The organism is Aquibacillus kalidii (assembly GCF_014280935.1).
Classification (GTDB): domain Bacteria; phylum Bacillota; class Bacilli; order Bacillales; family Amphibacillaceae; genus Aquibacillus_D; species Aquibacillus_D kalidii.
The window spans coordinates 20,274-44,416 of sequence record NZ_JACLZI010000056.1; the positions used below are offsets into that span (position 1 = coordinate 20,274).

Sequence of the window (24,143 nt, forward strand, 5' to 3'; positions counted from 1 at the left end):
CGTTATAACTATTTTACCCCTGTGGAAATATTTTAATCCTTATTGGCTTTTAATATATCTTGTCTTTCTGCTTTTTTTTGTAAACGTTTCTCCATGTATTTACCAACTAACCAAAATAGGGCAATTCCAATAGCTACAACAATGGTTTTCATTGGATTTTTAGCAAAAGACATAATACTATCTCCTACGTAAGAAATCGTAAATATCATGACTGTTTTACCGAGCAAGACTGCCAAGGCAAACTGTTGAAAACTAACCTTAGATAAGGCTGCAACAATATTAATGATGGCAGACGGTGAAAATGGAAAACACATTAATAAAAATAATGGCCCAAAACCATGGCGCTCTAACCAGTTCGTAACCCTCATTACTTGTCGATTCTTTCTTAACCACTTAAAAAAACGTTTGTCACCCAATTTTCTTACGATCACAAAAACAGATAAGGCACCCGCACTGGCACCAATCCATGAAAATAAGAAGCCTTCTAGCAATCCATATGCAGCTGCATTTGTCATCACAAATACTACTAAAGGTAAAAATGGTAAAAAAGCTTCTAAGAACGGCAAAACCACTCCAGGAATTGGTCCAAGGCTCTCATAGCCCTGTAATAAATGAACGATTAAATCATCGAAACGATTACTTTCAATTAACTGTTTAATTTTTTCAATATCGATGTTTTCTAATGTTAAGTTTTCTATGCTACTAAATAAATACACGACGTCAAGACCCCTTAATTGTTAATCACCTTTTACTGGTATTAGTTTCCCTCATTTCATTTTAATGTAAACAATGGAAATTTCCTATTGTTACGTTTTTTTAATTTAGTTATTTTTTTCTTTGTATTTCATATACTAACATTATATAATAGAACATACGTTCGTTAAGGAGGGAAAACATGCGCTATCTCAGCGAAAAAGAATTAAATATAGCTTCCCGTTTCCTATTCCTTTCTATGGCTATTCTTGTCATAAAACAAGATCTTCAAAACATCGAGAAAGGAACAATCCTTAAAATTAAGGAGCCATACATCGAACTACTTAATAAAATGGAAGCCGACGCAACGAATGAAAGAAAAAGGTTGCGCAAACAAATGAGGAATTTGCAATTGCAAGTGACACAGCTAAACAAAAACGATGCTTTCTCCTCTTACCTATTTATTTGTAAGGGTCGGGAAGAAAAACGTAACTATTTTAACCCTGCAATCCGAAAAAAAGTAGAATTGATATTGGATGAATTGATGCATAAAGCATACGCCCTAAATAATAAAGTGGTATCTAACTAGAAAAAAAAGACAGTGTCATCTGTCTTTTTCACCTTGCTTACTTAGGCTTAATAGTTGTAACTAAGTCCTCTTGATCCGTAAGATAATACTCGTTTTCAGGTCGTGAAGCTAATAAACGTAACTTTGAAAGTTTATGAAAACTTATCTTTTTATACGGATCTCCATTAATAATAGGTAATTCATTGGTTTGCCGAATGTAATCATCTACCGCTTTTTGAACGTTGTCTAATTCAATAGCTAATGCATAATCTTGTTCATGGAATAAATCATATGTTTCACGAGACATGTAGAAGATTGACTCAGGGATACCTTTCAGTATTGGAGCAAGTAATTGGTAATCAATCGTTAAATCATCATTGATTAACACGCTGAGAGGTACTTCTCGGGGTAACTGCGAGCTATATTCTTGTATAGCAGTCTTTAGTTCATCAAAGGATATATCTTTCGTTGGGTACTGTTGTTGATTTTCCGCTTGCTGAGATTCTTTCCTGTTAAACTTTTTCCACATAATATCCCCTTTCCCTTGTTTACAGTTGATTAAATTTGAGAAAACAACACAGAAACTAGCCAATGAATACGCTTGCTTACCTTAAGTATAACAAATTTCATCCAAATAGGTCACAAATATGGCAAATTTACGTACAAACTAGCCATTTACTATAAGCCGTTATTTTAATTTTGCTACATTATAATTATTAAATGCTCAAAAAAGAGCATAATGAAAGGAAGATTTGTAATGAACGAATCGTTAAAATTAAATTATGAGGTAAACCCCTCCACTTTAGCTATTATCGCTAAAGAACTTGATGGTCGTCATGTAGCTTGGATTATGGAAGATGGAGAAGATGCTGATTATTATGTAAGACAATCTCCTAGAAAAATTATGGATGTAACCTGTCGTTTTTTTGGAAGTAGCCTTAAAGGCAGACAAGATGGCACTAAAGATGTATGTGGTATAAGCCATAAAGCACCTATATCAATCGACTCATCAAGCGGGATGTACTTCTTTCCCACAACATCACCAAACAACGTGAATTGCTCCTGGATTGCGCATTCACATCTAGACCGAATAAACAAACTGCCAGAACATTTTACCGAACTAGTATTTAAAAATGGAAGAACTGTCATTTTAAAAGTTTCGTATGGATCAATGATTAATCAAATTCAACGTACTGCGCAATTCCGCTATTTATTAGACAAACGGATAAAAGATTTATTAAGAAACAGATCCGATTTTGTTGCTGAACCATTTATGTAGCAACCATACAGCAGGAATAGCAGTCAACATTGATGTTCATTATAGATTAGAAAACACCAAATACTTTTGACAAATGCTCTAATTCATGTTTAAAAATGGCAAAAAAAACTCAAAATAATAGCAAATTCATTTGCCAAGGTAACAGGAAGGGAGCTAATAATGGACACTTTAATCAACCTTGTTACAGATAATTCCATAATAGGAATTATTGTCGTGATTATAGCTATTTCTCTAATAGTGGGGGTAATTAAATCTTTATTTAAAATGGCAATAACCGTTGCAGTAATTGGACTTGTTCTAGTTGTTTTCTTTAATTTCAACCCGAAAGAAATTATCAACAGTGGCAAGGATATAGCACATACAGGTTCACAGATTTTTGATGGCAGCCAATACTTAATGAACCTTTCCGAGACGGATTTTATTAAGGAAGAAAATGGAGAAACAATCGTAGAAATAGCGCCGTTAGGAATCAAGTACAATATAGAGAAATTATTAACCCAAATAGGTTCAGAAACAAAAGAAACAAATCCTCTTAAAGAATAAGTAAACTAATGAACAGAAGCGAAGATCATCGGTCAGCGACACAATTTCTTTTAAAATGACAAAAGCCAGGACTAAAAAAAGTACTGGCTTTTCATTAGCCTAACGTAACAAGATTTTCCCATTCCACTTTCAATCGTTGAACCGTCTTTTTAGTATTATCTAATAGTAGTTCTAATTTGTTTAGTGTGCTATCTGTTTCTCGATACATTTTGTCAACTTCTTGATAAGAATTATTAATTTTATCTTGTACAAGCCAATCCGAAATTAAACCATCAAAAAAATAATCCATGAAAGTTAAACCTCCAGAAACAGACAAGTTTGCTTCAAATTTATGACCAATGTCATCCAACTCATAGGAAAACTTTCTTAGCAATCGTTGCGCCCTGTGAACCTGTTCTTTAGCCGAATCAATATGCCCGTGTTTAATAGAAGTAGAGATAACACCTCCACCAAACATATCGAATGTTCCCCAGTTCTTCGCTTTATTTAAGGATTCTGAGGCATCTGCCAAGGCACTTCTAGCATGTTTCCCTGCCTCTAAGGCTTCTTTTATTTCTTTAACATCTGAGTTTAACCCTCCTATTTTATCAATGAGGTTCAATGCTTGATGTCCTTCTTGTTGACCGGAATGGATTAAATAATCCTGCTTATCTAACAATAATTGCTGATACGTCGCTTCTGGATCACCAAGGCTTTTTATTTTCCCTTCAAGCTGCTTTATGTCTAGTTCAAGATCTGCTATGGATTCCTGAGCTTCTTTCCACTTTAGCTGCGCTGCCAATACTTCTTGCTTCTCTTGATCGAGACGCTCATCTTTCTTTCCCGCTAATGCAAGAAATAAGCCTGCGATACTAAAGCCTTCAAGCTTTTCAACATCAATTTTTTCTTCATCTAGCTTCCGTTTATATGTACGTTCTTTGCGTCTAACTCCATTAAGCTCTTTCGTTAATGCTTCCTGCTCTTTCGTCAACTTGGCTAACTCACGCATCTTTTCTTTTTCAGCTACTAATTGTCCATGGAATTGATCCATATAAATCACCTCTCCTTCTATTTACGAATCAAACTGTTCCAATGTTTCACGTTTCTTCATTTCGTTTTGAATTAATTCTATTCTTTCCGATATCGATGGGTGACTGTACCTCATCCACTTCACCCAAATTAACGGGTCAATATCACTTTTGGATTGAATTGCTAGGCGTTTATAACTTTCCATTGCAGGTGTTAAGTTCTCGGTATGCTCAATAGCATATTTATCGGCAGACAATTCCATCTGACGCGACACATACAACGAGATTGGTTGAGACATTGTTAACAAAATAGACAAAATTAATAATAGCTTAGGTATATTCTCTAGCTTAGCCCCCTGACTATCTTTCGTTTGTTGTTTTCCCAATATCCACCGATATAGTTGTGCAGCAAGATAAAATAACACAACACTCAACAACAGATAGCCGCCAACCCCCATATAAACATGATTCATCACATAATGGCCTATTTCATGAGCTAAGATAAATAAAATCTCATCTTGTTCCATTCCCTCTAGCGTTGTATCCCATAATACAATCCGAGCGTTCCCCATAATCCCTGTGACATAAGCATTGAAGGTGGTTACCTTTTCACTCATATTGACTTGCAATAACGTTACATTCTCTAAGCCCATGCGAGACGTTAATTCCTCTATTGACGTACGTAACGTACCTTCCTCCAACGTGGAAAAGTCTTCATATAAAGGATCGATCCATACAGGTTGGATGTACACGATAAATGCCACGATAGGAAGGATCAATAACCAAAGAACGAGCCACCACATTTTTTTATACTTTTTTAATAATATTCTGGTCATCCAGATTCCAAGTGACAATGCTATCCAATAAAGAAATAAGTCTAATCCCATTTCACCAAACCAGTCTAGCAATGGTTGACGACTTGTACCTTCCCTATGGCTAATAACAAACCATAATAAGTTAAAGGGTAGTCTTAACAATCCATAACCTATAATGATTAATAAAGAAAAAATCATCGTTTTACCTAATTCAAATTTGACAAGACGGTTTATCCAACCGATCCAGTTGGATACACGATTTTTATCAATCAAGTAATATAGCAAAAGCCATTCTAAGGGTAGCTTAGAAAAGAAAACAGCATGGGCAAGTGCACCATAGTTAGAATCACTAAATGATTCTAATGGGTAAAAATAGTAAAAATATCCCCAGACAATAATTAAATAAAGACAATAAATACCTATGTACTTTTTCATCTAACCCCTCTTTCCTATAGACAGTGTTAGTTTGACCACTAACGTTTGAGACTAATCAGTGATTAAGGTTATTGTATTCAAAATATTCTACCTTATATGTATAAAAAAGAGTATCCCTCACAAGAGCTTGTAAGGGATACTTATACACTAGTATATCAAATCAATAAAGTCTTCCTTTGTAATTCTACCTAAATAGTGTGCCACATTCACTTCACTTAATGCCTCTTCCATTGCTTGTCTCTCATAACGAGTTCCCTCTAAACGCTGCTCCACTTCACTGACATCACCCACACCGAAAAAGTCCCCATAAATCTTACAGTTAGTGATGATACCTTTTTCAACATACAATCGTACATCTACTAAACCAGCATCGAACTTATGAGATTGCTTCACATTGAAGGAAGGTGATTTCCCATAATTCCAATCCCATTGTTGATATCGCTCTCTTGATAATTGATGAATATTTTCCCAATCTTGATCGGTTAATTTATATTCGGGAACATCGTTAATATCCTCTACATCGAAAATATAACGAAGAATATGTTTTTTGAATTCTTCCATTGTTATTTTTTCTTCCATAAATTCAGATATATTGGTTACACGACTCCGAATTGATTTAATTCCTTTTGACTTAATTTTCTCTGCATTTACTTTCAAAGCAGAGACAACATGTTCTATTTCAGAATCAAACATTAAAGTTCCGTGGCTAAACATACGACCTTTTGTTGTAAATTGAGCATTCCCAGATATTTTTTTTCCATCAGCAACTAAATCATTTCTTCCTTTTAATTCTGCTGGAACACCAAGTTGATTAAGTGCTTCCACCACAGGTTGAGTAAACTTAGCAAAGTTGTGGAAGCTATCTCCATCATCCTTTGTTATAAAACTAAAATTTAAGTTACCCTCATCATGATAAACAGCTCCACCACCAGATAAACGACGAACAACATGGATACCATTATCATCTACATATTTAGTATTAATTTCTTCAATGGTATTTTGGTTTTTACCAATAATAATAGACGGCTCATTTATATAGAATAATAAGTATGTATCGTCTGCACCAAAGTTTTGCAGCACATACTCTTCAATCGCTAAATTAATATGCGGATCTGTAATTCCTTTATTATCAATAAACTTCATTTAAATACGCTCCCTAATAAGATAATCTATGTGAAATTCTTCCTAAGATGATGCCTACTAGTAGTATAAGGGAAAAGGTTTTTGAAGGCAATTTAGATAGTTTAGTACTACTTTTCCCACGTCAACGCTTCTCTTGCAAGTTCAATTTTGCCATTATAATACTTCTCGACCTGTATCTTTAATTCCTTTCTGTCACCAAAATGTGGGAGATGACTTAACCATAGCTCCTTTACATTTGCATTTCTTGCAATAGTAGCACAATCCTTACTATTCATATGACCACCAGCAACACTTCCATCCTGATTCTCATAAAAACTGCATTCTGTAATCAATAGGTCTGCATCTTTTGTAAACGGAATAAAATCTTCTATATAGCTAGAATCAGCTGTATATACCATTGTACTCACACCATCTGAAACACGCATGGCATAACAAGGAACTGGATGAGCTGTTTTTAGAAAATTAATATGAAAAGGGCCAATCTGTAACTCCTTTGTCGGATCATAAGCAATACCTTTTGTACATTGATGCGTTAACTTTTGAAAAGACGCTTTATCTTCCTCATGACCATAAATCGGCAAAATTTGCTTAGAGTCCCTTAAGTAACTTTGAACCAGCCAACTGTACTGTAACACCCCTATATCCGCTATATGATCCTGATGATAATGTGAAATTAGAACAGCATCAATTTCCATTATATCGATGTAATTTTGTAGCCTCGACAACGCTCCGCTTCCACAATCCAATAGACAGGAAAAGCCGTCTTTCTCAAGTAGATAACATGTTGTAGCACTCTCGGCTTCTGGGTATGCTCCCCAATAGCCAATAACTGTAATCTTCATTTAAATACTCCTTCACATTAATTTTGTTATAAAACAAAGTGTTGTTTTTATCTATCTGTTATAATACAATAGAGTTAATAAAAACATGGAGGGGATACTGAATGAAAAGTATCGTTGAATTCTATCGCAATTTGCCTCGAAAAAAATGTTCCAAATGTGGTAAAGATTTTATTGAACAAGCAGAATGCTACAGCAGTCTATGCGAGAAATGTGATCACCCTGCACTGTAAATATTTCTAATAAAAGTATAATCAATTTTCCCTAAGCAGCTTTTGAGAAGCTGCTTTTTTTAAAACTTCAAAACCTTCCTAAACCATCTTCAAAAAAAGAAGCTCATAAGTAAGCTTCTCCTACATGTAACTACTTTAATAGATAAACATCACCGCTAAGCTTTATATCCTTTGGAATCTGCAAGTAATAAATCTCTGCACTCACAAGACCACTTACTCTCAAGTCCATGATATTTTCTTTATCAAATTGGCTAGATGTTAAAGTTTTTCCGAACATCGCTAAGTTTAGATGGATGTATGGTGGCTCTGTAACGCTTAATGTATTGCCATCCAGAATCAATTCGCTACTCGGTAGACTTATACCCTCTAACACCTTCTTTGATACATAACGGATTACCTCAATACGATTATCCTCCGTATCCACTCTTTCTACGTAAATGGGAGTACCACTATATTCTAAGTTATTGGATTTAATTAACATTTCGTTATTCTCATAGGGAAGAAACCACTTTTCTTCTACTTCGAGGGCATTTAATTGATTCAACTCTTCTAAACTCTGTATCTCATACCTATTATCTCTTACTAGTTCAACACCTTCTGTCATATTATCAGTTAAATAAGCTTTTGTATCTTGTGGAATCATATAATAGGCTACGATTCCAACCAATAATATTATGATGTAAACCTTTAAAAAAAGCAGGCCTTTACTTGCAGATAAATTCCTAGATTTAGAGGTTTTCCTAATAACTAGAACAACCGCTAGAACCAAAGCAATAAGTATAAGAAAAGGAAGTAATGTAACGATTAGTGTTGTCATCTTCTTACCTCCAATCGGTTAGATAGAGTGATTGACGCCAAAAACAGTATGATCAATGAAGCTAAGACTTTGAAAACAAATAAGAAAAAAGAGGCTTCTGTCGTGTAAATACCTGATATCCAATTAACAATAGCTGAGTAATCATACCAACTAGCTCCAATAAATAATTCACCAATAAACAAAGCAGGTATTACAAAACCAAATAGCCTATTAATTTGGACTAGAACACCAAGTAAATAACCGAGAGCGCCACATAGAAAGATATACAAAACGGTTGAAGAAAAACCGGTAATGGTTTCTGCTAGGGAATTAGTTGTATAAATGATATAGTCGTAATCATAAACGAGTAGGGCAATTATTTTATTCAAATAAAAAGACATCGAAGCAGTAAAAGCCCCTATAATACCAATAGTCAATAAAAAGAGAATGTTAGACATATTACTGGTGATTCTATTAGTTACAAAATTAAAGTCCTCATAGCGATATGCTTTAGTCGTGATAAGGATAGCTGTAGCAAATGCCCAAAACATGGTAAAAATCAAAACAAGCGCGTGTGAATAAATCGATACCTCAATATCGAATCGCTCACTGCTTCCCCCACCCATATGACTCATACCACCAACAGATAATAAAATAGCGATTAACTGTACCATAACGAGGGATGTATAGCTACCAGCATAAGATTTTAATTTATAGCAATACTGGTTAAAAATAACTTTCCAAAAGTTAACCTTGGTTAAATACATCATCGATTCCTCCTTTTGTTTCAGCTGTTAAATGGACACATAAGTCATCAGGGGAAATGGCTGTAACCTTGATTCCACTATCCCCCAATTTCACAAGTTCTTGCTTGGTGAGATCGTTCTTTATGACAAGGTAAGTATTCTTAACTCCTATATGTTGTTTATAAATTATCTCTTTGGAGTGAATCAGTTCTTCCAGAAGTTCGTTCTCCCCCTCCAATCCAATAGCATAGCTTTTTAGCTCCTCAACAGGTAAATGAAAAATTAAGTTTCCTTTATTTATTAAAATTACTTCCTCTAATATATCGATTAATTCATTTAATAAATGGCTGGACAACACGATAGACCTAGGATGTTCAATATAATCCTTGAGAAGTGCCCGATAGAAATCTTTGCGAACAGCAGAGTCCATACCTGTAGTCGGCTCATCAAATATAGTTAACGCACATCTTGAACAAAGTCCAAAGATCATATTAAACGTACTTTTCATCCCTTTTGAGAGACTCTGGTGGGTTGCTGTTCTGGGTAAAGAGAAATAGTCAATTAATCTCTCTGCTAACGGAAGATCAAATTTATCATAGAAGTTATTTGCTACTATCAATAATTGACTAAGGTTTAAAGATGACGGCAAATTCATGTTATCGTCAATAAATATCATATTTGCTGACACCTTTAAGTTATTATATGGCTTCTCCGAGAAGACTTTTAATTCACCTGATGTCTGCCGATCAAACCCGGAAATAAGCTTTAAAAGTGTCGTTTTCCCTGCACCATTTCGACCAATTAATGCCGTGATTTTTTTCTCTTCAACAGAAATGGAAAATTGATTCAATGCATGCTTCCTACCATAAGTCTTCGTTAACTGACGAGTTTCAATCACATTCACTATTTATCCCCCTTTACGTTGCTATTGGCTTCTATAATCAGTTGTATTAATTCCTTTTCACTCACCTCAAGGTGCCTTGCTTCTGATACTAATTCCTCTACTAACTTATTTAGGGTCTCATTCTTGCGTTTCGACAAAATAATTCCCTTGGCATAACTAGAGACAAATGTACCGAGACCTCTCTTTTTGTAAAGTATTTCTTCATTTATCAACATGGTTATCCCTTTTGCAGCTGTTGCAGGATTTATGGTAAACATATCAGCTAACTGGTATTGGGAATACATTTTTTCATCTACTTTAATATGATCATGTAATATTTCTGTTTCAAGCCATTCTGCAATTTGCACATAAATCGGTTTTATACTATCAGAATCTAGAATCAAAAGCTTCCCCCTCTCAACCATAGTACATTACTGTTGTAATGTACTATATATTAATTACCAATAAAATGCAATAGGCTAAATCCAATAAAACCTAAATCTGAAAAGAAAACCTTAAAAGAAACAAAAAAATCTCCCGGTTTATTTCCGAGAGATTTTCTAACTATTATTTATTTATTAAAACACTTTTATATTTTTTTAATACTACCTCTGCCAACGTATCGATAAATTTAGGCGCTACATTTGGCATTTCAGGACGATAGTATGTTGCTCCTAGTTCATCACAAACCACTTTACATTCATAATCATTATCGTAAAGAACTTCTAAATGATCTGCTACAAAACCAACTGGTGCGTAAACAAAGGAACGAAATCCTTTTTCATTATATAATTCTCTAGTCAAATCTTGAACGTCTGGTCCTAACCATGGATCTGGCGTGTTTCCTTCACTTTGCCAACCTAAAGCGTAATTAGTAATCCCTGTAGCCTCTGAAATCAGCTCTGCAGTTTTTTTCAATTGATCAGGATAAGGATCTCCATTTTGCAATATCTTTTCTGGAAGGCTGTGCGCAGACACAACTAAACAAGCTTTTTCTTTTTCTGCTTCCTCCATTTTTGAAAATTCTCCTATAATGGCATTTGCCCAGTAATCAATAAAGCCTGGTGCATCGTACCAATCTTCCACAGAGAAAATCGACGGTTTGCCGTGCTTATCTGCTTCCCTTTGTGCACGTTCATTATAAGATTTTACACTAAATGTAGAATAGTGAGGTGCAAGCACAATGGAAACAGCCTCTTCAATTCCATCCTCTGCCATTTGATGTACAGCATCCTCAATAAATGGCTCAATATGTTTTAGTCCAAGATATTGTACAAATTCCACTTCATCCTGACCATTATTCAATTTTGCCTCTAGCGCATCCGCTTGTTGCTGTGTAATTTTAGCTAGTGGAGAAATACCACCAATTGCTTGGTAACGGTCTGTTAAATCCTGCAACATTTCAGGAGTTGGTTTTCTTCCATGTCTAATATCAGTATAATATCTTTCAATATCATCTTCCTTATAAGGTGTCCCATAAGCCATTACTAATAAGCCGACTTTTTTCTTTGCCATGATGTAGCACTCCTTCTAATTATTTATTTTTTTGAATATTGATGAACAAACTCAGTCAATTTCTTTAATCTAGCTGGATCAATTTCTGGTGTCACTCCATGCCCTAAATTAAATACATGCCCAGGTTGTCTTTTACCTTCATCAAGGATGGCCTTAGCCCTTTGTTCCGTAACTTCCCAATCAGCCAATAAGAAGGCTGGGTCAAGGTTTCCTTGTAAAGCTTTCGTGACTCCTAGATTCCTAGCTTCTGTAATAGACATTCGCCAATCTAGTCCAATTACATCCACAGGTAAATCATTCCATTCTAAAATTAAATGACTAGCTCCAACACCAAATATAATTAATGGTACGCCTTCTCCCCTTAATTCTGTGAATATTCGATTCATGATAGGTTTAATAAAATAACGGTAATCAGCTACGTTTAAAGCACCTACCCAAGAATCAAATATTTGAATTGCCTTGGCACCAGCTTTCACCTGTGCTTTCACATATGTAATCGTCATATCAGCTAACTTTTCCATAAGTGCAAACCATGTTTTCTGATCACTATACATCATTGCTTTTGTTTTATGATAATTTCTTGACGGGCCACCCTCGATCATATAACTAGCCAATGTAAATGGTGCACCACTAAAACCAATTAGCGGAACCTCTAGTTGTTCTTCTGTTAGCAAACGAATCGTGTCCAATACATAGGGTACATCAGACTCTGGATCAATCTGCCCCAATTTTTCTACATCGCGATAGGACTTAATTGGATCATCGATCACTGGACCAATACCAGATTTAATTTCCACATCCACGCCAATAGCTGGAAGTGGAGACATAATATCCTTATACAGTACAGCAGCATCAACATTATACATTTCAACCGGTAACCGGGTTACATATGCACATAGTTCAGGTTGATGCGTAATCTCAAATAAAGAGTATTTCTTTTTAATTTCACGGTACTCCTTTTGGGATCTTCCAGCCTGTCTCATATACCAAACTGGAGTATAATCCGTCTCTTCGCCTCTAAAAGCCTTTAATATTGTATCATTCATTTTTTTTGCCATTTTTTTCACCCTCATAATTCGTCAATACTACTTTCCATTGGCTACTATTTATAACTCTTAAATATTAATAGATAAGATCCTACTCTATCAGTTAGTATAACCAAGTAAAGTTATACATTACCTATGTTATAAAAAAGCATTCGTTTAATAGTACATAAATACTATAACGATTTAAGCCCCTCCTGTATAGGGATTAACACTAATTGTCACTAAATTGTAATTATTTTAATTAAATAATACTTGTAATCTATTCCCTAAAAGTCTACGGATAAAACCGCTTTATTAGATGGAGTTCCTTCGCGCTTTGTTAAAGGATCATAAGGTGTAACATAATAGGTCTTCTCTTCGAATAAACTAACCCTATCTAACGTGTATTCCCCAGCACCCTCAACCGTTGCGATCAAAGTATCTTCCTCACCATTCTCTTGATATATCTGATATACAATTCTAGCGTCTTCTGCCTCTGTCCAAGTAAGCTTCCCTTTTACAAAAGCAAAACCACCTAATTTAAAATCAGCTGCAAGATCATTAATAGTAGGTAACTGGATTGGTTTAGGTAATTCCTCAACATTATTTGGCTTAGTGAAATTGGAAGTCAGCTGCTGTTGTTGATCAATAGATTTAAGGATGCTTTTGGCAAGGACAGTTGGTGCCTCACTTCCTTTAGTTAAATAATGGGCTTCATCTGACTTATCATACCCCATCCATGTAGCTGTTACATAATTAGGTGTAAATCCCACAAACCACGCATCCTTTACTTCCCCAGTAACTACTGGGTGTTGAGTAGAACCTGTTTTGCCTGCAAGCGCCTTTGTGTACTCCCCTTTACTCGCTGTACCATTATCTACAACAGCTTCTAACATTCGAACCATGTTCCACGCTACCTGACTAGAAAAAACATCTGTAGTCTCGGGCTCTATTTGACCTATTTTTTTACCACTGCGGTCACTAATTTTTTCTATCGTATGTGCAGAGATCCATTCACCGTTATGAATAAAGGTTCGATAGGCCTCTGTTAGTTGGATTGGAGTTAGTCCATCTTTCAGTCCGCCTAGTGCTATGGACAACCCTTTGTCGGGTAATTGAACCTTCATTTTTTCTAAATAGCTTTTACTATATTCAATGCCAATTTCATTTAGCAACCACACAGCTGGAGCGTTTTTCGACTCCCTAATTGCATCATACATCGTAACATCATTTGCATAGATACCGTCAGCGTTTGATGCCTCGTAACCATCGTAGCTCTGTTTTTTATCTTCAAGAAGTGTATATGGCTGATAGTCCGCTTGCATCATAGCAGGTCCATACACAGCTAAAGGCTTCATAGTAGATCCTGGCTGCCTTGCAACCTCGACGCGATTCCAATCTCCAAGAGTATAATCTCTACCTCCTATTAACACTTCCAGATGCCCATTCTCTTGATTCATAAGGACAAACGCGCCTTGAACACCATCCGTCGATCCATAAAAATACTGATTATCCTGAAATTTTTCATAGGCTAGTTTTTGAGCTTGTTCATTAAGATGGACAACTATATTGTATCCTCCTCGCTTTAATGCCTGAGTGGATAACTGATATTTTTCAGCCGCCTCTTTAATGACCATATCAAGATAGTCATCTAACCAAGGCTTCTCCTCATCTTTTGCTATCTTGATACCTAGCGTTTTACCTTGAAGGTCTAGCATTTCTTCTGTACCTATTTCATTTGTTTCATTCATTTGTTGTAAAACTAGGTTACGTCTTTCCATCGCCTTTTCTGGATCGTTTATAGGGGAATAAGAATTAGGAGCTTTAGCTAGAGCAGCTAACATTGCACCCTCTTGAATATTTAAATCCTCTACACGTTTATCAAAATAAAACTGTGCTGCAGTTCCAACCCCGTATATCCCATGTGCAAAATAAATTTCATTTAAATAAAGTTCTAGAATTTTATCTTTACTATAATTCCGTTCTAAATAAATGGAGGCCATCACTTCCTTTGTTTTGCGCATCCACGTTTTATCATTTTGCAAAAACAAATTTTTTGCTAGTTGTTGGGTGATCGTACTTCCCCCTTCAACCTTGCTCATCGCAATGATATCCCGATAAACAGCTCTTGCTACTGAAGGCAATGATATACCTGCATGTTCATAAAAACGTTGATCTTCTATCGCAATAAATGCTTTTTCTACATGATCTGGAATTTGCTTAATCGTTACTAAATCCCTGTTTTCTTCATACAACTTCCCAACCAAAGCCCCATCTTCTGTTATAACTTTTGTGGTCGATGGAAGAATTAGATTTTTTTCATCAAACACAAACCTTCCACCGAAGATAATAAATAAATATCCAATAATAGCAAGCAGCATCATCGAAGCTATTGCAATAACTGGCCATTTAGCCTTTCCTAACCATTTAGGAATTTTGGATATTGATGTAATAAAGTTCAAGATGATTCACCCTCCTGAAGTCCCCTCTTTCGTTCATGCCATATAATTATACTTTAGTTGATTTGGAACTTAAAGTTTTGGAAAGAATAGAGACAATATTAACTTGCTAAACAATACAGTCCGTTGCTACACTGAAGTTATATATTTTAATAGAAAAGAGGGAAACTATGAAGGCATATATGACCAATGGTACGATCGATTTTTTATTAAAAAAGGAGAAAAAACACCCAGATCTTCATTTTCTGTTTATGCAAAATAATAACAAAACAATCGCCTATTATGAAGATACCGAATCAACTGTGTTTGAAACAGCTAGAAATTATGAAGTGATTGTTTCTAAAGGGGACATTAAAAAAGAAGGGTTTGTTGTGATCAACAATATTCCTGTCACGGATGAGGGTAGACCAATTTTTGAGACCCAATTCAAGAACCGCGCTGGTATGATTGATGGATCCCCCGGTTTCCAAGCTTTACGCGTTCTTCGACCACTCCAAGGAAATATCTATATTGTTTTAGTGGAGTGGGCTGATGAGCTAAGTTATGAGACATGGAAAAACTCTGAGTCGTTTGCTAATTCTCATAAAAAGCCTTCTGGTACTAAGGAAAGGCCGCCGTATTCAGCAGGTCCATCGTATGCAGAAAGCTTTCATGTTGTAGAGGAACAAGCGTAATTTGCTTATCTAATATAACTAGTGGTTTTCACTTATATTTAAGGCAGATGTTGCGTGAAATTATTGTGAAGAGTCGTTGACTACTTGACCATGAATAATCAAAAAGATGAGGCAAAAGAAACCTTTTGCCTCATCTTTTTATTAGAATAACGATTTGGGTAATGGCAATCAATATAAAAGCTGTTAATGCAAGAAAAGGAATAGTTATGAAACCAAACCAATTAATATACGCCCCTGAACAGGGAACACCATCTGTACACGTTTCAAACTGACGCATATATGGAATCTTTTGGAGCATGTAATGGTAACTTGAAATAGCAGCTCCTATTATGGAAAGGGGTAAAATATAATAGGCAACTTCTTTATTCTGACGATAATATGCGATACCTAAAATGATAGGAAGAGGATACATAAATATACGCTGAAACCAGCACAATTCACAGGGAATAAACTGTTTCACTTCACTAAAATATAAACTCCCTAAAGTAGCTATAATAGAAATAATCCATGCAAACAGTAGGTTTTTATTTGGCATTTTACTTACTCCTTATTCGCTGCTTCTTCTACTGCTTTTTTTAAGTCATCATACGAACTGCCTTCAAATTTCTTTCCGTTTATGAATAAGGTTGGAGTACTTTGTACATTCAGTTCTTTGACCATATCCATGTCTGTCTTCCATGCCGCATCTGCCGAATCCTTTTCAAATGAATCCATGACTTTCTTAGTTTCTTCGTCTGTAGCAATTTTGCTTAAAGCCTCTTCAAGAAAAGATTGTGTTAATACATCCTTTTTTTCAGACTCCATGTTTCCAGGGTGGTTTTCAAATAAAAGTTCATGAAACTCCCAAAATTTTTCATTTCCTAATTCTTTATAAACTGTCTCCGCAAACTTAGCTGAACGAATTGAATCAGTATTTATAAAAGAGTAGTTAATAAAGTAAAAAGATGCCTTTCCTGTATCAACTAAATCCTTTTTTATCTGTGGGAAAAGGGTGTCATTAAAGTTTTTACAATGAATACACTTATAATCACCAAATTCCACTATCTTAACTGGCGCTGACTCCTCCCCTAAAAAAGGTTGTCCATCATAATCTATCTCATTCGCACTATTTGTGTTGGAAGAAGTATTAGCATTTGAAAGGAATATAATCACTGCTATAACTATCGCCACTATACCGATGATCCAGACAATAATTTTAGATGGTTTATTCGATTTATTTTGTTGCTTTTTCTTTTTCTTTGACAAGTTATCCACCTTCTTTTCTATATTTTTATAGAATTTCAATATACTATTTTGTTTAAATTATATAGAAATTATCTCTTCAAATTGTATGCAACTTTTATACAATGGTCAAGGATGTAGGTTCTCTTTCATAATTGTAATCTAATTAAATAAAAATAGTCTAACTTATTTATCTACTAAACTAAGACTTTGCACAACCTTGTGGCTGTTTAGATGAATAGTTGAGATAAAATCTGCAGTAACTTATAAGAACCTTTGGATGTGTGCTTGAACTCGTTCCGGCAGAATACTCCGCTTTCCGTGGGCACGGCCTCAGCTTCCTCAGAGCAAAGAACACTCTTCCGGGATCTTCGGACACGTGCTGTTCCCACAGGAGTCTCCGTATTCTGCCTACACTTATGATAGATTTCTACCTCTTATAGAACATTAATCGTCCAACTAAAGTGCTTGATTCTAAGGAATGTTACTCCTGTAATTTCTCCACCTTTATTGTTGATTGTAGCGGAGTGCAGTTGACTCCTGTGGGAAAAGCAACAGCTGAAGACCCCACAGGGAGCGTTCTTTGCGACCGAGGAGGCTGAGGCGTTGCCCACGGAAAGCAACTGCCCGGAGCGGAAATCAACGTCTCCACTTATTGGTGATTCTATATAAAAAGTGTACTAGAAAGCCAAGACTTTCTAGTACACTCCCAATTTTTCAGTATTCTAATTACTGCGAAACAACCCATTTTTATGTGCGTAAACTGCTGCCTGTGTTCGGTCATTTACTTGTAGCTTGCTCAAAATATTACTAACATGGGTTTTAACTGTCTTAATCCCAATAAATAGCTTGTCACCAATCTCTTGGTTAGTTAACCCGTCTCCAATACACATTAGTACTTCTAGCTCTCTATCTGTTAATAGTTTGTGCGGTTTACTAACGTTTGAGGAGCGAAAACTTGTCATCATTTTACTCGCCACTTTAGCCTCTATAACATTCTGGCCACTAGCAGCCTTCTTAATTGCTTTTGCTATGTCATCTGCAGAAGAAGTTTTTAGCATATAACTAAATGCCCCAGCCTCAAGAGCTGGAAAAACTTGTTCATCGTCATAATAACTAGTTAAAATAATTACTTTACAGTCTGGTAAAGTTTCCATTATTTTTTTCGTTGCCTCAATACCTGTGCCATTTTCCATAATTAGATCCATTAAAACAACATCAGGTTTCTTTTCAAGAACAACCTTTGCACCTTCATTTCCACTTGAGGCTTGCCCTACAATTTCTAAGTCAGGCTCTGTCATTAAATAGGAAATGACACCCTTTCGAACTATATCATGGTCATCAACAACAACAACTCGAATCATTTACCCACGCTCCTATTTATAATGGAATTCTAATATCTATATGTGTCCCTTCCCCTTGATTGGACCTGACAGCAAAGCTTCCACCAATCTCCTCACTACGTTCTTTCATCGTTTTCAATCCATATGACGTTTTTTTCTTTTGATCCGACTCTAGATCGAATCCTGTTCCATTATCTGCAATATGTACAAACAAGTCGTTATTTCTTTTCACTATCTCCACAGTCACTTCTGACGCATTCGCATGCCTTAACGTATTAGATAATGATTCCTGAATAATTCTAAATAGATGTTCTTCTGTTGTTTCAGATAAACCCTCAATTTCATCGATATGGATATGAAAATCGATTTGGCATTTTTGCTTCAATTCATCTATCAATTTACGAATTCCGATTTCTAAAGGTTCCCCTGACAAGTGGACGGGACGTAAATGAAGTAATAAAGCTCTCATCTCAGTCTGTGCTTTAAGTGCTGTTTCAGAAATTTCTCGTAGCTGTTCTCTTGCCTGCTCTGGATTTCTATCAAATAAGCGTAGAGATGCTTGTGACATCATTGTTAATGCAAACAATTGCTGACTTACAGCATCATGTAAGTCTCGTGCTAACCGTTGCCTTTCCTCAATTGTAGCTGCTTTATGTGCCGTCTTTGCATACTCTGCTTTTTCATCCGCCATTCTTTGTAAGGATTTTACCTGTCCTTGCATTTTTTCCCCTAACTCATTCAACTCAGAGCCAATTCTCGCAATCTCATCATCCGCATTATCATAGACTCTGGATGAATAATTCCCTCTAGCTAATTGGGCAATTAGTACCGATAAATAGTCCATACGCGCTTTCATGTCACCACTAGATTTAAAACCCACATAAACAGAGAATATAAAGGCTAAAACGATGTACAATATAATAAAGACAAAAATACTAACCTTACTTAGCCATCTAGGTTCAAACAGAACTTGTATGGATAACAAGATGGCAAGTAATGTAACACTAGTAAGAAACAGGCCATATAAATGGGATTTAATATAGGTGTATCTAATCGTATTAAGCTGTTTTAACACGCATGCTTTCCCCCTTTTATACTTTGTCTACTCTTATAGAACCCGCTTTTAAGTTTAGGTATATATTTAATTTTCTTGTTGCAGATTGATAATTAGGTGTTACATAGGTTAATTCTCGATTAATTCCATCTGCATTTTCACCAAATACATTAATATCTCCTGCTTTAACATGTGCTTCAAGTGCAAACTCTACATTCTCAGGCATTAGCACCCGAATATCTCCTGCCCATCCTTGGATATGAATTGGAATTTCCTTATCTGGAATAAAAGCCTTTGTAAAGTCAATATGATAATCCCCAACAGCATTCCATATATCCATAGGTTCCACTTTCCAATTCGGACTATTAAATTTGTGATCACCAACAGCAAATTTATGTTTTTTTACCTTCATTTTACCTTTTTCAACACTATCATTGGAATCAAATATGAATTGGAATGCCTTCTTTTTATGACGTCTACTTGAGGATCCAAAAATGCTAAATCCTAAGTAAACAATAAGTAGCGGCCAAAGCTTGAAAATATCCCAAAAAGTAAAATTTAAAAGGTTAAAACGATCTAATAATAACAACGTTCCAAAAATGACTAAGAAAGATCCCGATGACAAACCGCCATTTCCTCTTAGCCCATCAATCATCCATTTAAGGCCTAATATGACAAAAAACGCGGGATAAATATAAAGCCAGGCTTCTGTAAATTCCCAAGTAACAACCCCGACATTAGTAAGTACTAATACAATTCCTAATAAAATAATGATAATAGCAGCTGTGTTTCTAAAGAAGCTATTCTTTTTCATTGTATTCACCCTTTACATATACTTCATATTTAATATTCTAATAAACTAGGTATAATTCCTCTATCATAGAATTCTTTTCTTTTATCTCTTCTAACGATTTAACTATACTTTATCTTACATTCATTTTAAATAAAAAACTGTCGATCTTTAACGACCGACAGAATGGTTTCGCCTCCGCCCTAAGACGGAGATGTATTTTTTAAAAATGAATTTATAAGATGATAGATACCAATCCATATCATTAAAAACATGTAACCAAACATGTAACCAGCAAGGACATCTGTAAGGTAGTGAACTTGGATAACATATCGGCTGAAGCCTATGAGAAGTATCAAAGCAATACCAATTATATTTATCCATAAAACCGCTTTACGTGAAGCAGTATATTTTGTTAGAAAGTAAAGAAATAAGCCATATGCTATTATCGCTACCATTGCATGCCCCGATGGAAAACTATATCCAACCCCTTCTGCCTCTGCAAAAATCCTTGGCCTTTCTCTTTCCACTATCAATTTAATCCAATGATTAACTCTATACCCCAATAAGATTCCTGAAAATATCATAACTGGTGGTAACCATTTTTTTGAGTATCTCCACATAAAAAAGGAAAAGAATATAGTGAATGGCGTTAAGAAGCTCCCAGATCCTAATTCTGTAATCCATCTAAAAATATCAAACGTAACAGAATTTTCTATGCTTGCTACAGCTGGTGCAGACCAAACATCAATAACAGGAGTCTCTCCCTGAATAATACGTATCGTTAATAACCCACTACTTATCAAAGCTATTAAAAAAAAGGAAGAATAGAAATATTTAGTCTTCAATTTCATATTAGATAACACCTCTTTCGGATATATAGCAAGTTTTATCAACTATTCCAACCAATTTATTATATTTGTTATAGATAAATATAATACAAAATTTTACTAATAAACTTCAACCAAATTCAGCAAGAAATAAGACAAAAATAAGCAAAAAGTTTAGATTATTAACAAATGGGAATATAACTAATATAGGTTAAAACATACAGAAAGGATGGTTATGATGGCTAACAATGTAAGACAAATGAAAAATAATGACGAATTACAGGAATTAATTGAAGGGTTAAATGAAGATTTGGCAAATGAATACGCCGCAACAATTATGTACACTTATAACGCTTCTGTGGTGTCTGGATTATACCGCTCCATCCTAAAACCTTTCTTCGAGGATGAGATTAACGATGAAATCGGACACGCATTATACCTATCTAACAAAATTAAAACGTTAGGTGGAACCCCAACAACGACACCAGCAAAAGTAAAACAATTAACAAATGTAAAAGAAATGTTAGAGGAGACAAGAAATGCAGAACAAGATACCATCAACCGTTATGAAAAAAGAAAACAACAAGCAGAGCAACTAGGATTAACAGAGCTTGTTGTTAAACTGGAGGATATGATTGCTGACGAAACGGGTCATAAAGAAGAGGCTGATCGCTTACTAGCAGACTCTACCTTCTTTAACTAAGGCCTTACAGAGTACCTTGTTGATTAACAAGGTACTCTTTTTTTATTCGATGAGCTTATCAAACCCTAACAACGGACTATTTCAAGTTGTTATGATATACTTTAAAGAAAATTCATAGGGGGAGAGTTAAGTTTGAGAGAGCATATTCTAAATGAAGTTGAAGATTATTACGATGAAATGGTAGAGATGCGAAGATATTTACACCAACACCCGGAACTTTCCTTTCAAGAAGATAAAACAGCTAAATTTATTGCTGATCAATACCACAAACTTGATATTCCCTACCGAGAACATGTAGGTGGAAATGGTGTTGTTGCTACCTTAAAAGGTGCTAAACCCGGTAAAACAATAGCATTACGGGCTGACTTCGATGGTCTACCAATTCAAGATGAAAAAGATGTGCCCTATAAATCAACGGTAGATGGTGTTATGCATGCATGTGGTCATGACGGACACACTACAACCTTACTTACGATTGCCAAAATTATGAAAAAACATCAACAGGAACTCCAAGGTACATATGTATTTGTTCATCAGCACGCGGAAGAACTTGCACCTGGGGGCGCAAAGTCTATCGTGGAAACTGGTGTACTGGATGATGTTGATGTCGTATTTGGTACGCATTTATGGACGAATACTCCTTATGGTGTTGTGCAAACCTCACCAAAGGAATTCATGGCTGGAGCCGATAGATTTTCGATTACGATTCAGGGTAAAGGCGGACATGGTGCAATGCCACATCAGACTAGAGATGCTATCGTGATCGGATCACAACTAGTAACTAACTTACAGCAAATTGTTAGCAGAAGGATTGATCCCTTAGCAACTGCTGTGCTAACAATAGGAAGCTTCCAAGCAGGGAATACATTTAACATTATAGCAGATACTGCAACACTGACAGGAACGGTTCGTACGTTTGACCCTGAGTTACAGGATCAAATTATTGTAGAAATGGAAAAAGTGATCAAAGGAACCTGTGTTACTAACGATGCTACCTACGAATTTAATTATGAAAAGGGATATCCTCCAGTTGTTAATCATCCGGATGAAGCTGCATTAATTCTGACAGCTGCCGAACAAATTGAAGGTATAACAAAAGCAGAAGAAGTTGTTCCGAGTATGACAGGTGAAGACTTTTCATATTATCTTTTAAAGAAACCTGGAGCATTCTTTTTTACTGGTGCACAAAAAGACGGCCAGTTCTATCCGCACCATCATCCTAAATTTGACTTTGATGAGCGAGCAATGGTCTTAGCTGCCAAAACATTAATGCAAACTGCCTTTTTATATCAAGAAAAATAATCAAAAAACTGTCAGTGCTAGAATAATTTCTCCCACCGGCAGTTTTTTTATTGAAATTGATTTTTACAGGCTTGTTATACAGTAGAGAGAAACTCTCCAGTAACTTATTAGAACCTTTGGATGTGTGCTTGAACTCGTTCCGGCAGAATACTCCGCTTTCCGTATTCTGCCTACACTTAGACAGACTTCCAATCATGAAATAAAATGATCGTCAAGTATTTTAGTGTAAAACTAATTAAGTTAGAGTTTTTTTCACTATTGTTTTGTTGATTGTAGCGGAGGCAGTTGACTCCTGTGGGAAAAGTAACAGCTGAAGACCACACAGGGAGCGTTCTTTGCGACCGAGGAGGCTGAGGCGTTGGCCACGGAGAGCAACTGCGCGGAGCGGAAATCAACGTCTCCACTTACTGGTGATTCTATGGAAATTTTGTAGTACAGAATCCAAGTTATTTCTTCTTATGGAATCTTTAGTGAAAAGGGAGGAAAACTCGTTTATGAGTTTTCCCTCCCTTTTTTTATATAACACTGCTCACTTCGAATCCAATATCCGAATACGGTACATGTTCATGGCCGCTTCTGCCAATTGATCAAGCAGTTTCCTGTTTGCAATTGCACCTACAACAACACCTAGCCCAGGGATAAGCTGCATCATTTTCACAAAGTCAATAGAATCACGGTATTCCAGTTGAAGGGTCTTCCAATCAATATCTTTGCCATCCACCCGATTACTTTCCCAGTCTAGTAACGTTTGTAGAACTTCTTTTTGATTATCATCACTAGAAAAAGCAAACAAAAATACATGTAATAAGTACATTCGCTCCTCATATTCTTTCACATTATATCCATAAATTTGACCTACATCGAAAAGAAGTTTCATTTTTATACTTAATAAAAGTGGAAAGTCAGCAAGCCCAAGCATGATCCCACCCGCTCCTGTACCTGCCCCTTCAATCATCGCCGTTTGTTTGTATTGGTTTAATCGTTCCTTAATCAACTTCTCTTTTCTTTCCAAACTCCAGTAAGTATCTACATTGACTGGACGAATATATTCTGAGGAATAAAGCGCTAATTCAATCATTTTTTTTATACTTTCAGTTACAATCGTATGAACTTTTTCAGGGATCGTTGTGTTAATTTTGGTCTGAATTTTTTTTGAAGAACGTTTTATTAAAGAAGATTTTTTTCTGGTTGATCTTACATAACGTTCTGCATCATGAAGTACTCTCTGTTCGTAACCTTCAAGCATG

Annotated in this window: 27 protein-coding genes; 7 read left to right on the top strand and 20 right to left on the bottom strand. The window is 35.7% G+C overall.

What is annotated here, in order from left to right:
* Positions 1–32: 32 nt before the first annotated feature.
* Entirely contained in the window at positions 33–674 is a 642-nt protein-coding gene (locus H7K77_RS15830; protein WP_328701148.1) for a TVP38/TMEM64 family protein, read from the bottom strand.
* A gap of 221 nt (positions 675–895) precedes the next feature.
* Between H7K77_RS15830 and H7K77_RS15835 the strand changes: the two genes are divergently transcribed.
* Complete coding sequence (locus tag H7K77_RS15835) at positions 896–1,282, top strand: hypothetical protein (protein ID WP_186579104.1); 387 nt, start codon at positions 896–898, stop codon at positions 1,280–1,282.
* A 37-nt stretch (positions 1,283–1,319) separates the two neighbouring features.
* On the opposite strand, the gene H7K77_RS15840 is transcribed toward H7K77_RS15835, so the two are convergent.
* Positions 1,320–1,790 carry a DUF3939 domain-containing protein gene (locus tag H7K77_RS15840; RefSeq protein WP_186579106.1) on the bottom strand — a complete coding sequence of 157 codons (471 nt, stop codon included), beginning with the start codon at positions 1,788–1,790 and terminating at the stop codon, positions 1,320–1,322.
* A 228-nt stretch (positions 1,791–2,018) separates the two neighbouring features.
* Here H7K77_RS15840 and H7K77_RS15845 point away from each other — a divergent pair, with 228 nt between their 5' ends.
* Positions 2,019–2,540 (top strand): competence protein ComK, encoded by a 522-nt coding sequence (locus H7K77_RS15845; protein ID WP_186579108.1) that lies wholly within the window; start codon positions 2,019–2,021, stop codon positions 2,538–2,540.
* Positions 2,541–2,699: 159 nt separating this feature from the next.
* A complete protein-coding gene (locus H7K77_RS15850; protein ID WP_186579110.1) occupies positions 2,700–3,083 on the top strand; it encodes a hypothetical protein in 384 nt (127 codons plus the stop codon).
* Between the two features lie 94 nt (positions 3,084–3,177).
* Here the strand turns inward: H7K77_RS15850 and H7K77_RS15855 are convergent, their stop codons facing one another.
* From H7K77_RS15855 to H7K77_RS15870, 4 genes are all read right to left on the bottom strand, one after another.
* The gene (locus H7K77_RS15855; protein WP_186579112.1) at positions 3,178–4,113 is read right to left on the bottom strand and encodes a hypothetical protein; all 936 of its coding nucleotides are present in this window, start codon (positions 4,111–4,113) and stop codon (positions 3,178–3,180) included.
* A 21-nt stretch (positions 4,114–4,134) separates the two neighbouring features.
* Entirely contained in the window at positions 4,135–5,340 is a 1,206-nt protein-coding gene (locus tag H7K77_RS15860) for a M48 family metalloprotease (RefSeq protein WP_186579114.1), read from the bottom strand.
* Between the two features lie 147 nt (positions 5,341–5,487).
* Positions 5,488–6,483 (bottom strand): lipoate--protein ligase, encoded by a 996-nt coding sequence (locus tag H7K77_RS15865; RefSeq protein WP_186579116.1) that lies wholly within the window; start codon positions 6,481–6,483, stop codon positions 5,488–5,490.
* Positions 6,484–6,590: 107 nt separating this feature from the next.
* Positions 6,591–7,325 (bottom strand): MBL fold metallo-hydrolase, encoded by a 735-nt coding sequence (locus H7K77_RS15870; RefSeq protein WP_186579118.1) that lies wholly within the window; start codon positions 7,323–7,325, stop codon positions 6,591–6,593.
* A gap of 101 nt (positions 7,326–7,426) precedes the next feature.
* Between H7K77_RS15870 and yhfH the strand changes: the two genes are divergently transcribed.
* Positions 7,427–7,555 carry a protein YhfH gene (yhfH, locus tag H7K77_RS15875; protein ID WP_186579120.1) on the top strand — a complete coding sequence of 43 codons (129 nt, stop codon included), beginning with the start codon at positions 7,427–7,429 and terminating at the stop codon, positions 7,553–7,555.
* 130 nt (positions 7,556–7,685) lie between these two features.
* On the opposite strand, the gene H7K77_RS15880 is transcribed toward yhfH, so the two are convergent.
* The 7 genes from H7K77_RS15880 to H7K77_RS15910 form a co-directional block, all read right to left on the bottom strand.
* Positions 7,686–8,372 (bottom strand): hypothetical protein, encoded by a 687-nt coding sequence (locus H7K77_RS15880; protein ID WP_186579122.1) that lies wholly within the window; start codon positions 8,370–8,372, stop codon positions 7,686–7,688.
* Positions 8,369–9,118 carry a hypothetical protein gene (locus tag H7K77_RS15885; protein ID WP_222599404.1) on the bottom strand — a complete coding sequence of 250 codons (750 nt, stop codon included), beginning with the start codon at positions 9,116–9,118 and terminating at the stop codon, positions 8,369–8,371. The genes H7K77_RS15880 and H7K77_RS15885 overlap by 4 nt, the downstream gene beginning before the upstream one ends.
* Positions 9,099–10,001, bottom strand: a complete 903-nt coding sequence (locus H7K77_RS15890; RefSeq protein WP_186579126.1) for an ATP-binding cassette domain-containing protein — start codon at positions 9,999–10,001, stop codon at positions 9,099–9,101. Before H7K77_RS15890 ends, H7K77_RS15885 begins: the two co-directional genes overlap by 20 nt.
* Positions 10,001–10,384, bottom strand: coding sequence for a GntR family transcriptional regulator (locus H7K77_RS15895; protein WP_186579128.1), 384 nt, complete (start codon positions 10,382–10,384; stop codon positions 10,001–10,003). Before H7K77_RS15895 ends, H7K77_RS15890 begins: the two co-directional genes overlap by 1 nt.
* Positions 10,385–10,547: 163 nt before the next feature.
* The gene (gene hemH, locus H7K77_RS15900) at positions 10,548–11,495 is read right to left on the bottom strand and encodes a ferrochelatase (protein ID WP_186579130.1); all 948 of its coding nucleotides are present in this window, start codon (positions 11,493–11,495) and stop codon (positions 10,548–10,550) included.
* Between the two features lie 23 nt (positions 11,496–11,518).
* Entirely contained in the window at positions 11,519–12,553 is a 1,035-nt protein-coding gene (gene hemE, locus H7K77_RS15905) for a uroporphyrinogen decarboxylase (protein ID WP_186579132.1), read from the bottom strand.
* A 254-nt stretch (positions 12,554–12,807) separates the two neighbouring features.
* Positions 12,808–14,982: a transglycosylase domain-containing protein gene (locus tag H7K77_RS15910; protein ID WP_328701141.1), complete on the bottom strand. Its 2,175-nt coding sequence runs from the start codon at positions 14,980–14,982 to the stop codon at positions 12,808–12,810.
* A gap of 167 nt (positions 14,983–15,149) precedes the next feature.
* Between H7K77_RS15910 and H7K77_RS15915 the strand changes: the two genes are divergently transcribed.
* On the top strand, positions 15,150–15,653 hold the full coding sequence (locus tag H7K77_RS15915; RefSeq protein WP_186579134.1) for an antibiotic biosynthesis monooxygenase family protein: 504 nt from the start codon (positions 15,150–15,152) through the stop codon (positions 15,651–15,653).
* A 130-nt stretch (positions 15,654–15,783) separates the two neighbouring features.
* Here H7K77_RS15915 and H7K77_RS15920 read toward each other — a convergent pair whose 3' ends face one another.
* The 6 genes from H7K77_RS15920 to H7K77_RS15945 form a co-directional block, all read right to left on the bottom strand.
* On the bottom strand, positions 15,784–16,188 hold the full coding sequence (locus tag H7K77_RS15920) for a disulfide oxidoreductase (protein ID WP_186579136.1): 405 nt from the start codon (positions 16,186–16,188) through the stop codon (positions 15,784–15,786).
* Between the two features lie 5 nt (positions 16,189–16,193).
* Positions 16,194–16,907, bottom strand: a complete 714-nt coding sequence (locus tag H7K77_RS15925) for a DsbA family protein (protein ID WP_186579138.1) — start codon at positions 16,905–16,907, stop codon at positions 16,194–16,196.
* A 692-nt stretch (positions 16,908–17,599) separates the two neighbouring features.
* Positions 17,600–18,238: a response regulator gene (locus tag H7K77_RS15930; protein WP_186579140.1), complete on the bottom strand. Its 639-nt coding sequence runs from the start codon at positions 18,236–18,238 to the stop codon at positions 17,600–17,602.
* Between the two features lie 16 nt (positions 18,239–18,254).
* The gene (locus H7K77_RS15935; protein WP_186579142.1) at positions 18,255–19,292 is read right to left on the bottom strand and encodes a sensor histidine kinase; all 1,038 of its coding nucleotides are present in this window, start codon (positions 19,290–19,292) and stop codon (positions 18,255–18,257) included.
* A 16-nt stretch (positions 19,293–19,308) separates the two neighbouring features.
* Positions 19,309–20,085 carry a cell wall-active antibiotics response protein LiaF gene (liaF, locus tag H7K77_RS15940; RefSeq protein WP_186579144.1) on the bottom strand — a complete coding sequence of 259 codons (777 nt, stop codon included), beginning with the start codon at positions 20,083–20,085 and terminating at the stop codon, positions 19,309–19,311.
* A gap of 179 nt (positions 20,086–20,264) precedes the next feature.
* Positions 20,265–20,915 carry a phosphatase PAP2 family protein gene (locus H7K77_RS15945; RefSeq protein WP_186579146.1) on the bottom strand — a complete coding sequence of 217 codons (651 nt, stop codon included), beginning with the start codon at positions 20,913–20,915 and terminating at the stop codon, positions 20,265–20,267.
* A 235-nt stretch (positions 20,916–21,150) separates the two neighbouring features.
* Between H7K77_RS15945 and H7K77_RS15950 the strand changes: the two genes are divergently transcribed.
* Together H7K77_RS15950 and H7K77_RS15955 are read left to right on the top strand one after the other, a co-directional pair.
* Positions 21,151–21,594: a ferritin-like domain-containing protein gene (locus H7K77_RS15950; RefSeq protein WP_186579533.1), complete on the top strand. Its 444-nt coding sequence runs from the start codon at positions 21,151–21,153 to the stop codon at positions 21,592–21,594.
* A gap of 132 nt (positions 21,595–21,726) precedes the next feature.
* Entirely contained in the window at positions 21,727–22,896 is a 1,170-nt protein-coding gene (locus tag H7K77_RS15955) for a M20 metallopeptidase family protein (protein WP_328701142.1), read from the top strand.
* A 529-nt stretch (positions 22,897–23,425) separates the two neighbouring features.
* Here the strand turns inward: H7K77_RS15955 and H7K77_RS15960 are convergent.
* The gene (locus tag H7K77_RS15960; protein ID WP_186579148.1) at positions 23,426–24,142 is read right to left on the bottom strand and encodes an EcsC family protein; all 717 of its coding nucleotides are present in this window, start codon (positions 24,140–24,142) and stop codon (positions 23,426–23,428) included.
* Position 24,143: the final 1 nt, after the last annotated feature.

Excerpts from the sequence above, each read along its gene's own strand:
- H7K77_RS15835 (WP_186579104.1), top strand. The coding sequence starts at position 896 with ATGCGCTATCTCAGCGAAAAAGAATTAAATATAGCTTCCCGTTTCCTA.
- H7K77_RS15840 (WP_186579106.1), bottom strand. The coding sequence starts at position 1,790 with ATGTGGAAAAAGTTTAACAGGAAAGAATCTCAGCAAGCGGAAAATCAA.
- H7K77_RS15845 (WP_186579108.1), top strand. The coding sequence starts at position 2,019 with ATGAACGAATCGTTAAAATTAAATTATGAGGTAAACCCCTCCACTTTA.
- H7K77_RS15850 (WP_186579110.1), top strand. The coding sequence starts at position 2,700 with ATGGACACTTTAATCAACCTTGTTACAGATAATTCCATAATAGGAATT.
- H7K77_RS15855 (WP_186579112.1), bottom strand. The coding sequence starts at position 4,113 with ATGGATCAATTCCATGGACAATTAGTAGCTGAAAAAGAAAAGATGCGT.
- H7K77_RS15860 (WP_186579114.1), bottom strand. The coding sequence starts at position 5,340 with ATGAAAAAGTACATAGGTATTTATTGTCTTTATTTAATTATTGTCTGG.
- H7K77_RS15865 (WP_186579116.1), bottom strand. The coding sequence starts at position 6,483 with ATGAAGTTTATTGATAATAAAGGAATTACAGATCCGCATATTAATTTA.
- H7K77_RS15870 (WP_186579118.1), bottom strand. The coding sequence starts at position 7,325 with ATGAAGATTACAGTTATTGGCTATTGGGGAGCATACCCAGAAGCCGAG.
- yhfH (WP_186579120.1), top strand. The coding sequence starts at position 7,427 with ATGAAAAGTATCGTTGAATTCTATCGCAATTTGCCTCGAAAAAAATGT.
- H7K77_RS15880 (WP_186579122.1), bottom strand. The coding sequence starts at position 8,372 with ATGACAACACTAATCGTTACATTACTTCCTTTTCTTATACTTATTGCT.
- H7K77_RS15885 (WP_222599404.1), bottom strand. The coding sequence starts at position 9,118 with ATGTATTTAACCAAGGTTAACTTTTGGAAAGTTATTTTTAACCAGTAT.
- hemH (WP_186579130.1), bottom strand. The coding sequence starts at position 11,495 with ATGGCAAAGAAAAAAGTCGGCTTATTAGTAATGGCTTATGGGACACCT.
- hemE (WP_186579132.1), bottom strand. The coding sequence starts at position 12,553 with ATGGCAAAAAAAATGAATGATACAATATTAAAGGCTTTTAGAGGCGAA.
- H7K77_RS15915 (WP_186579134.1), top strand. The coding sequence starts at position 15,150 with ATGAAGGCATATATGACCAATGGTACGATCGATTTTTTATTAAAAAAG.
- H7K77_RS15920 (WP_186579136.1), bottom strand. The coding sequence starts at position 16,188 with ATGCCAAATAAAAACCTACTGTTTGCATGGATTATTTCTATTATAGCT.
- H7K77_RS15930 (WP_186579140.1), bottom strand. The coding sequence starts at position 18,238 with ATGATTCGAGTTGTTGTTGTTGATGACCATGATATAGTTCGAAAGGGT.
- liaF (WP_186579144.1), bottom strand. The coding sequence starts at position 20,085 with ATGAAAAAGAATAGCTTCTTTAGAAACACAGCTGCTATTATCATTATT.
- H7K77_RS15945 (WP_186579146.1), bottom strand. The coding sequence starts at position 20,915 with ATGAAATTGAAGACTAAATATTTCTATTCTTCCTTTTTTTTAATAGCT.
- H7K77_RS15950 (WP_186579533.1), top strand. The coding sequence starts at position 21,151 with ATGAAAAATAATGACGAATTACAGGAATTAATTGAAGGGTTAAATGAA.
- H7K77_RS15960 (WP_186579148.1), bottom strand. The coding sequence starts at position 24,142 with ATGCTTGAAGGTTACGAACAGAGAGTACTTCATGATGCAGAACGTTAT.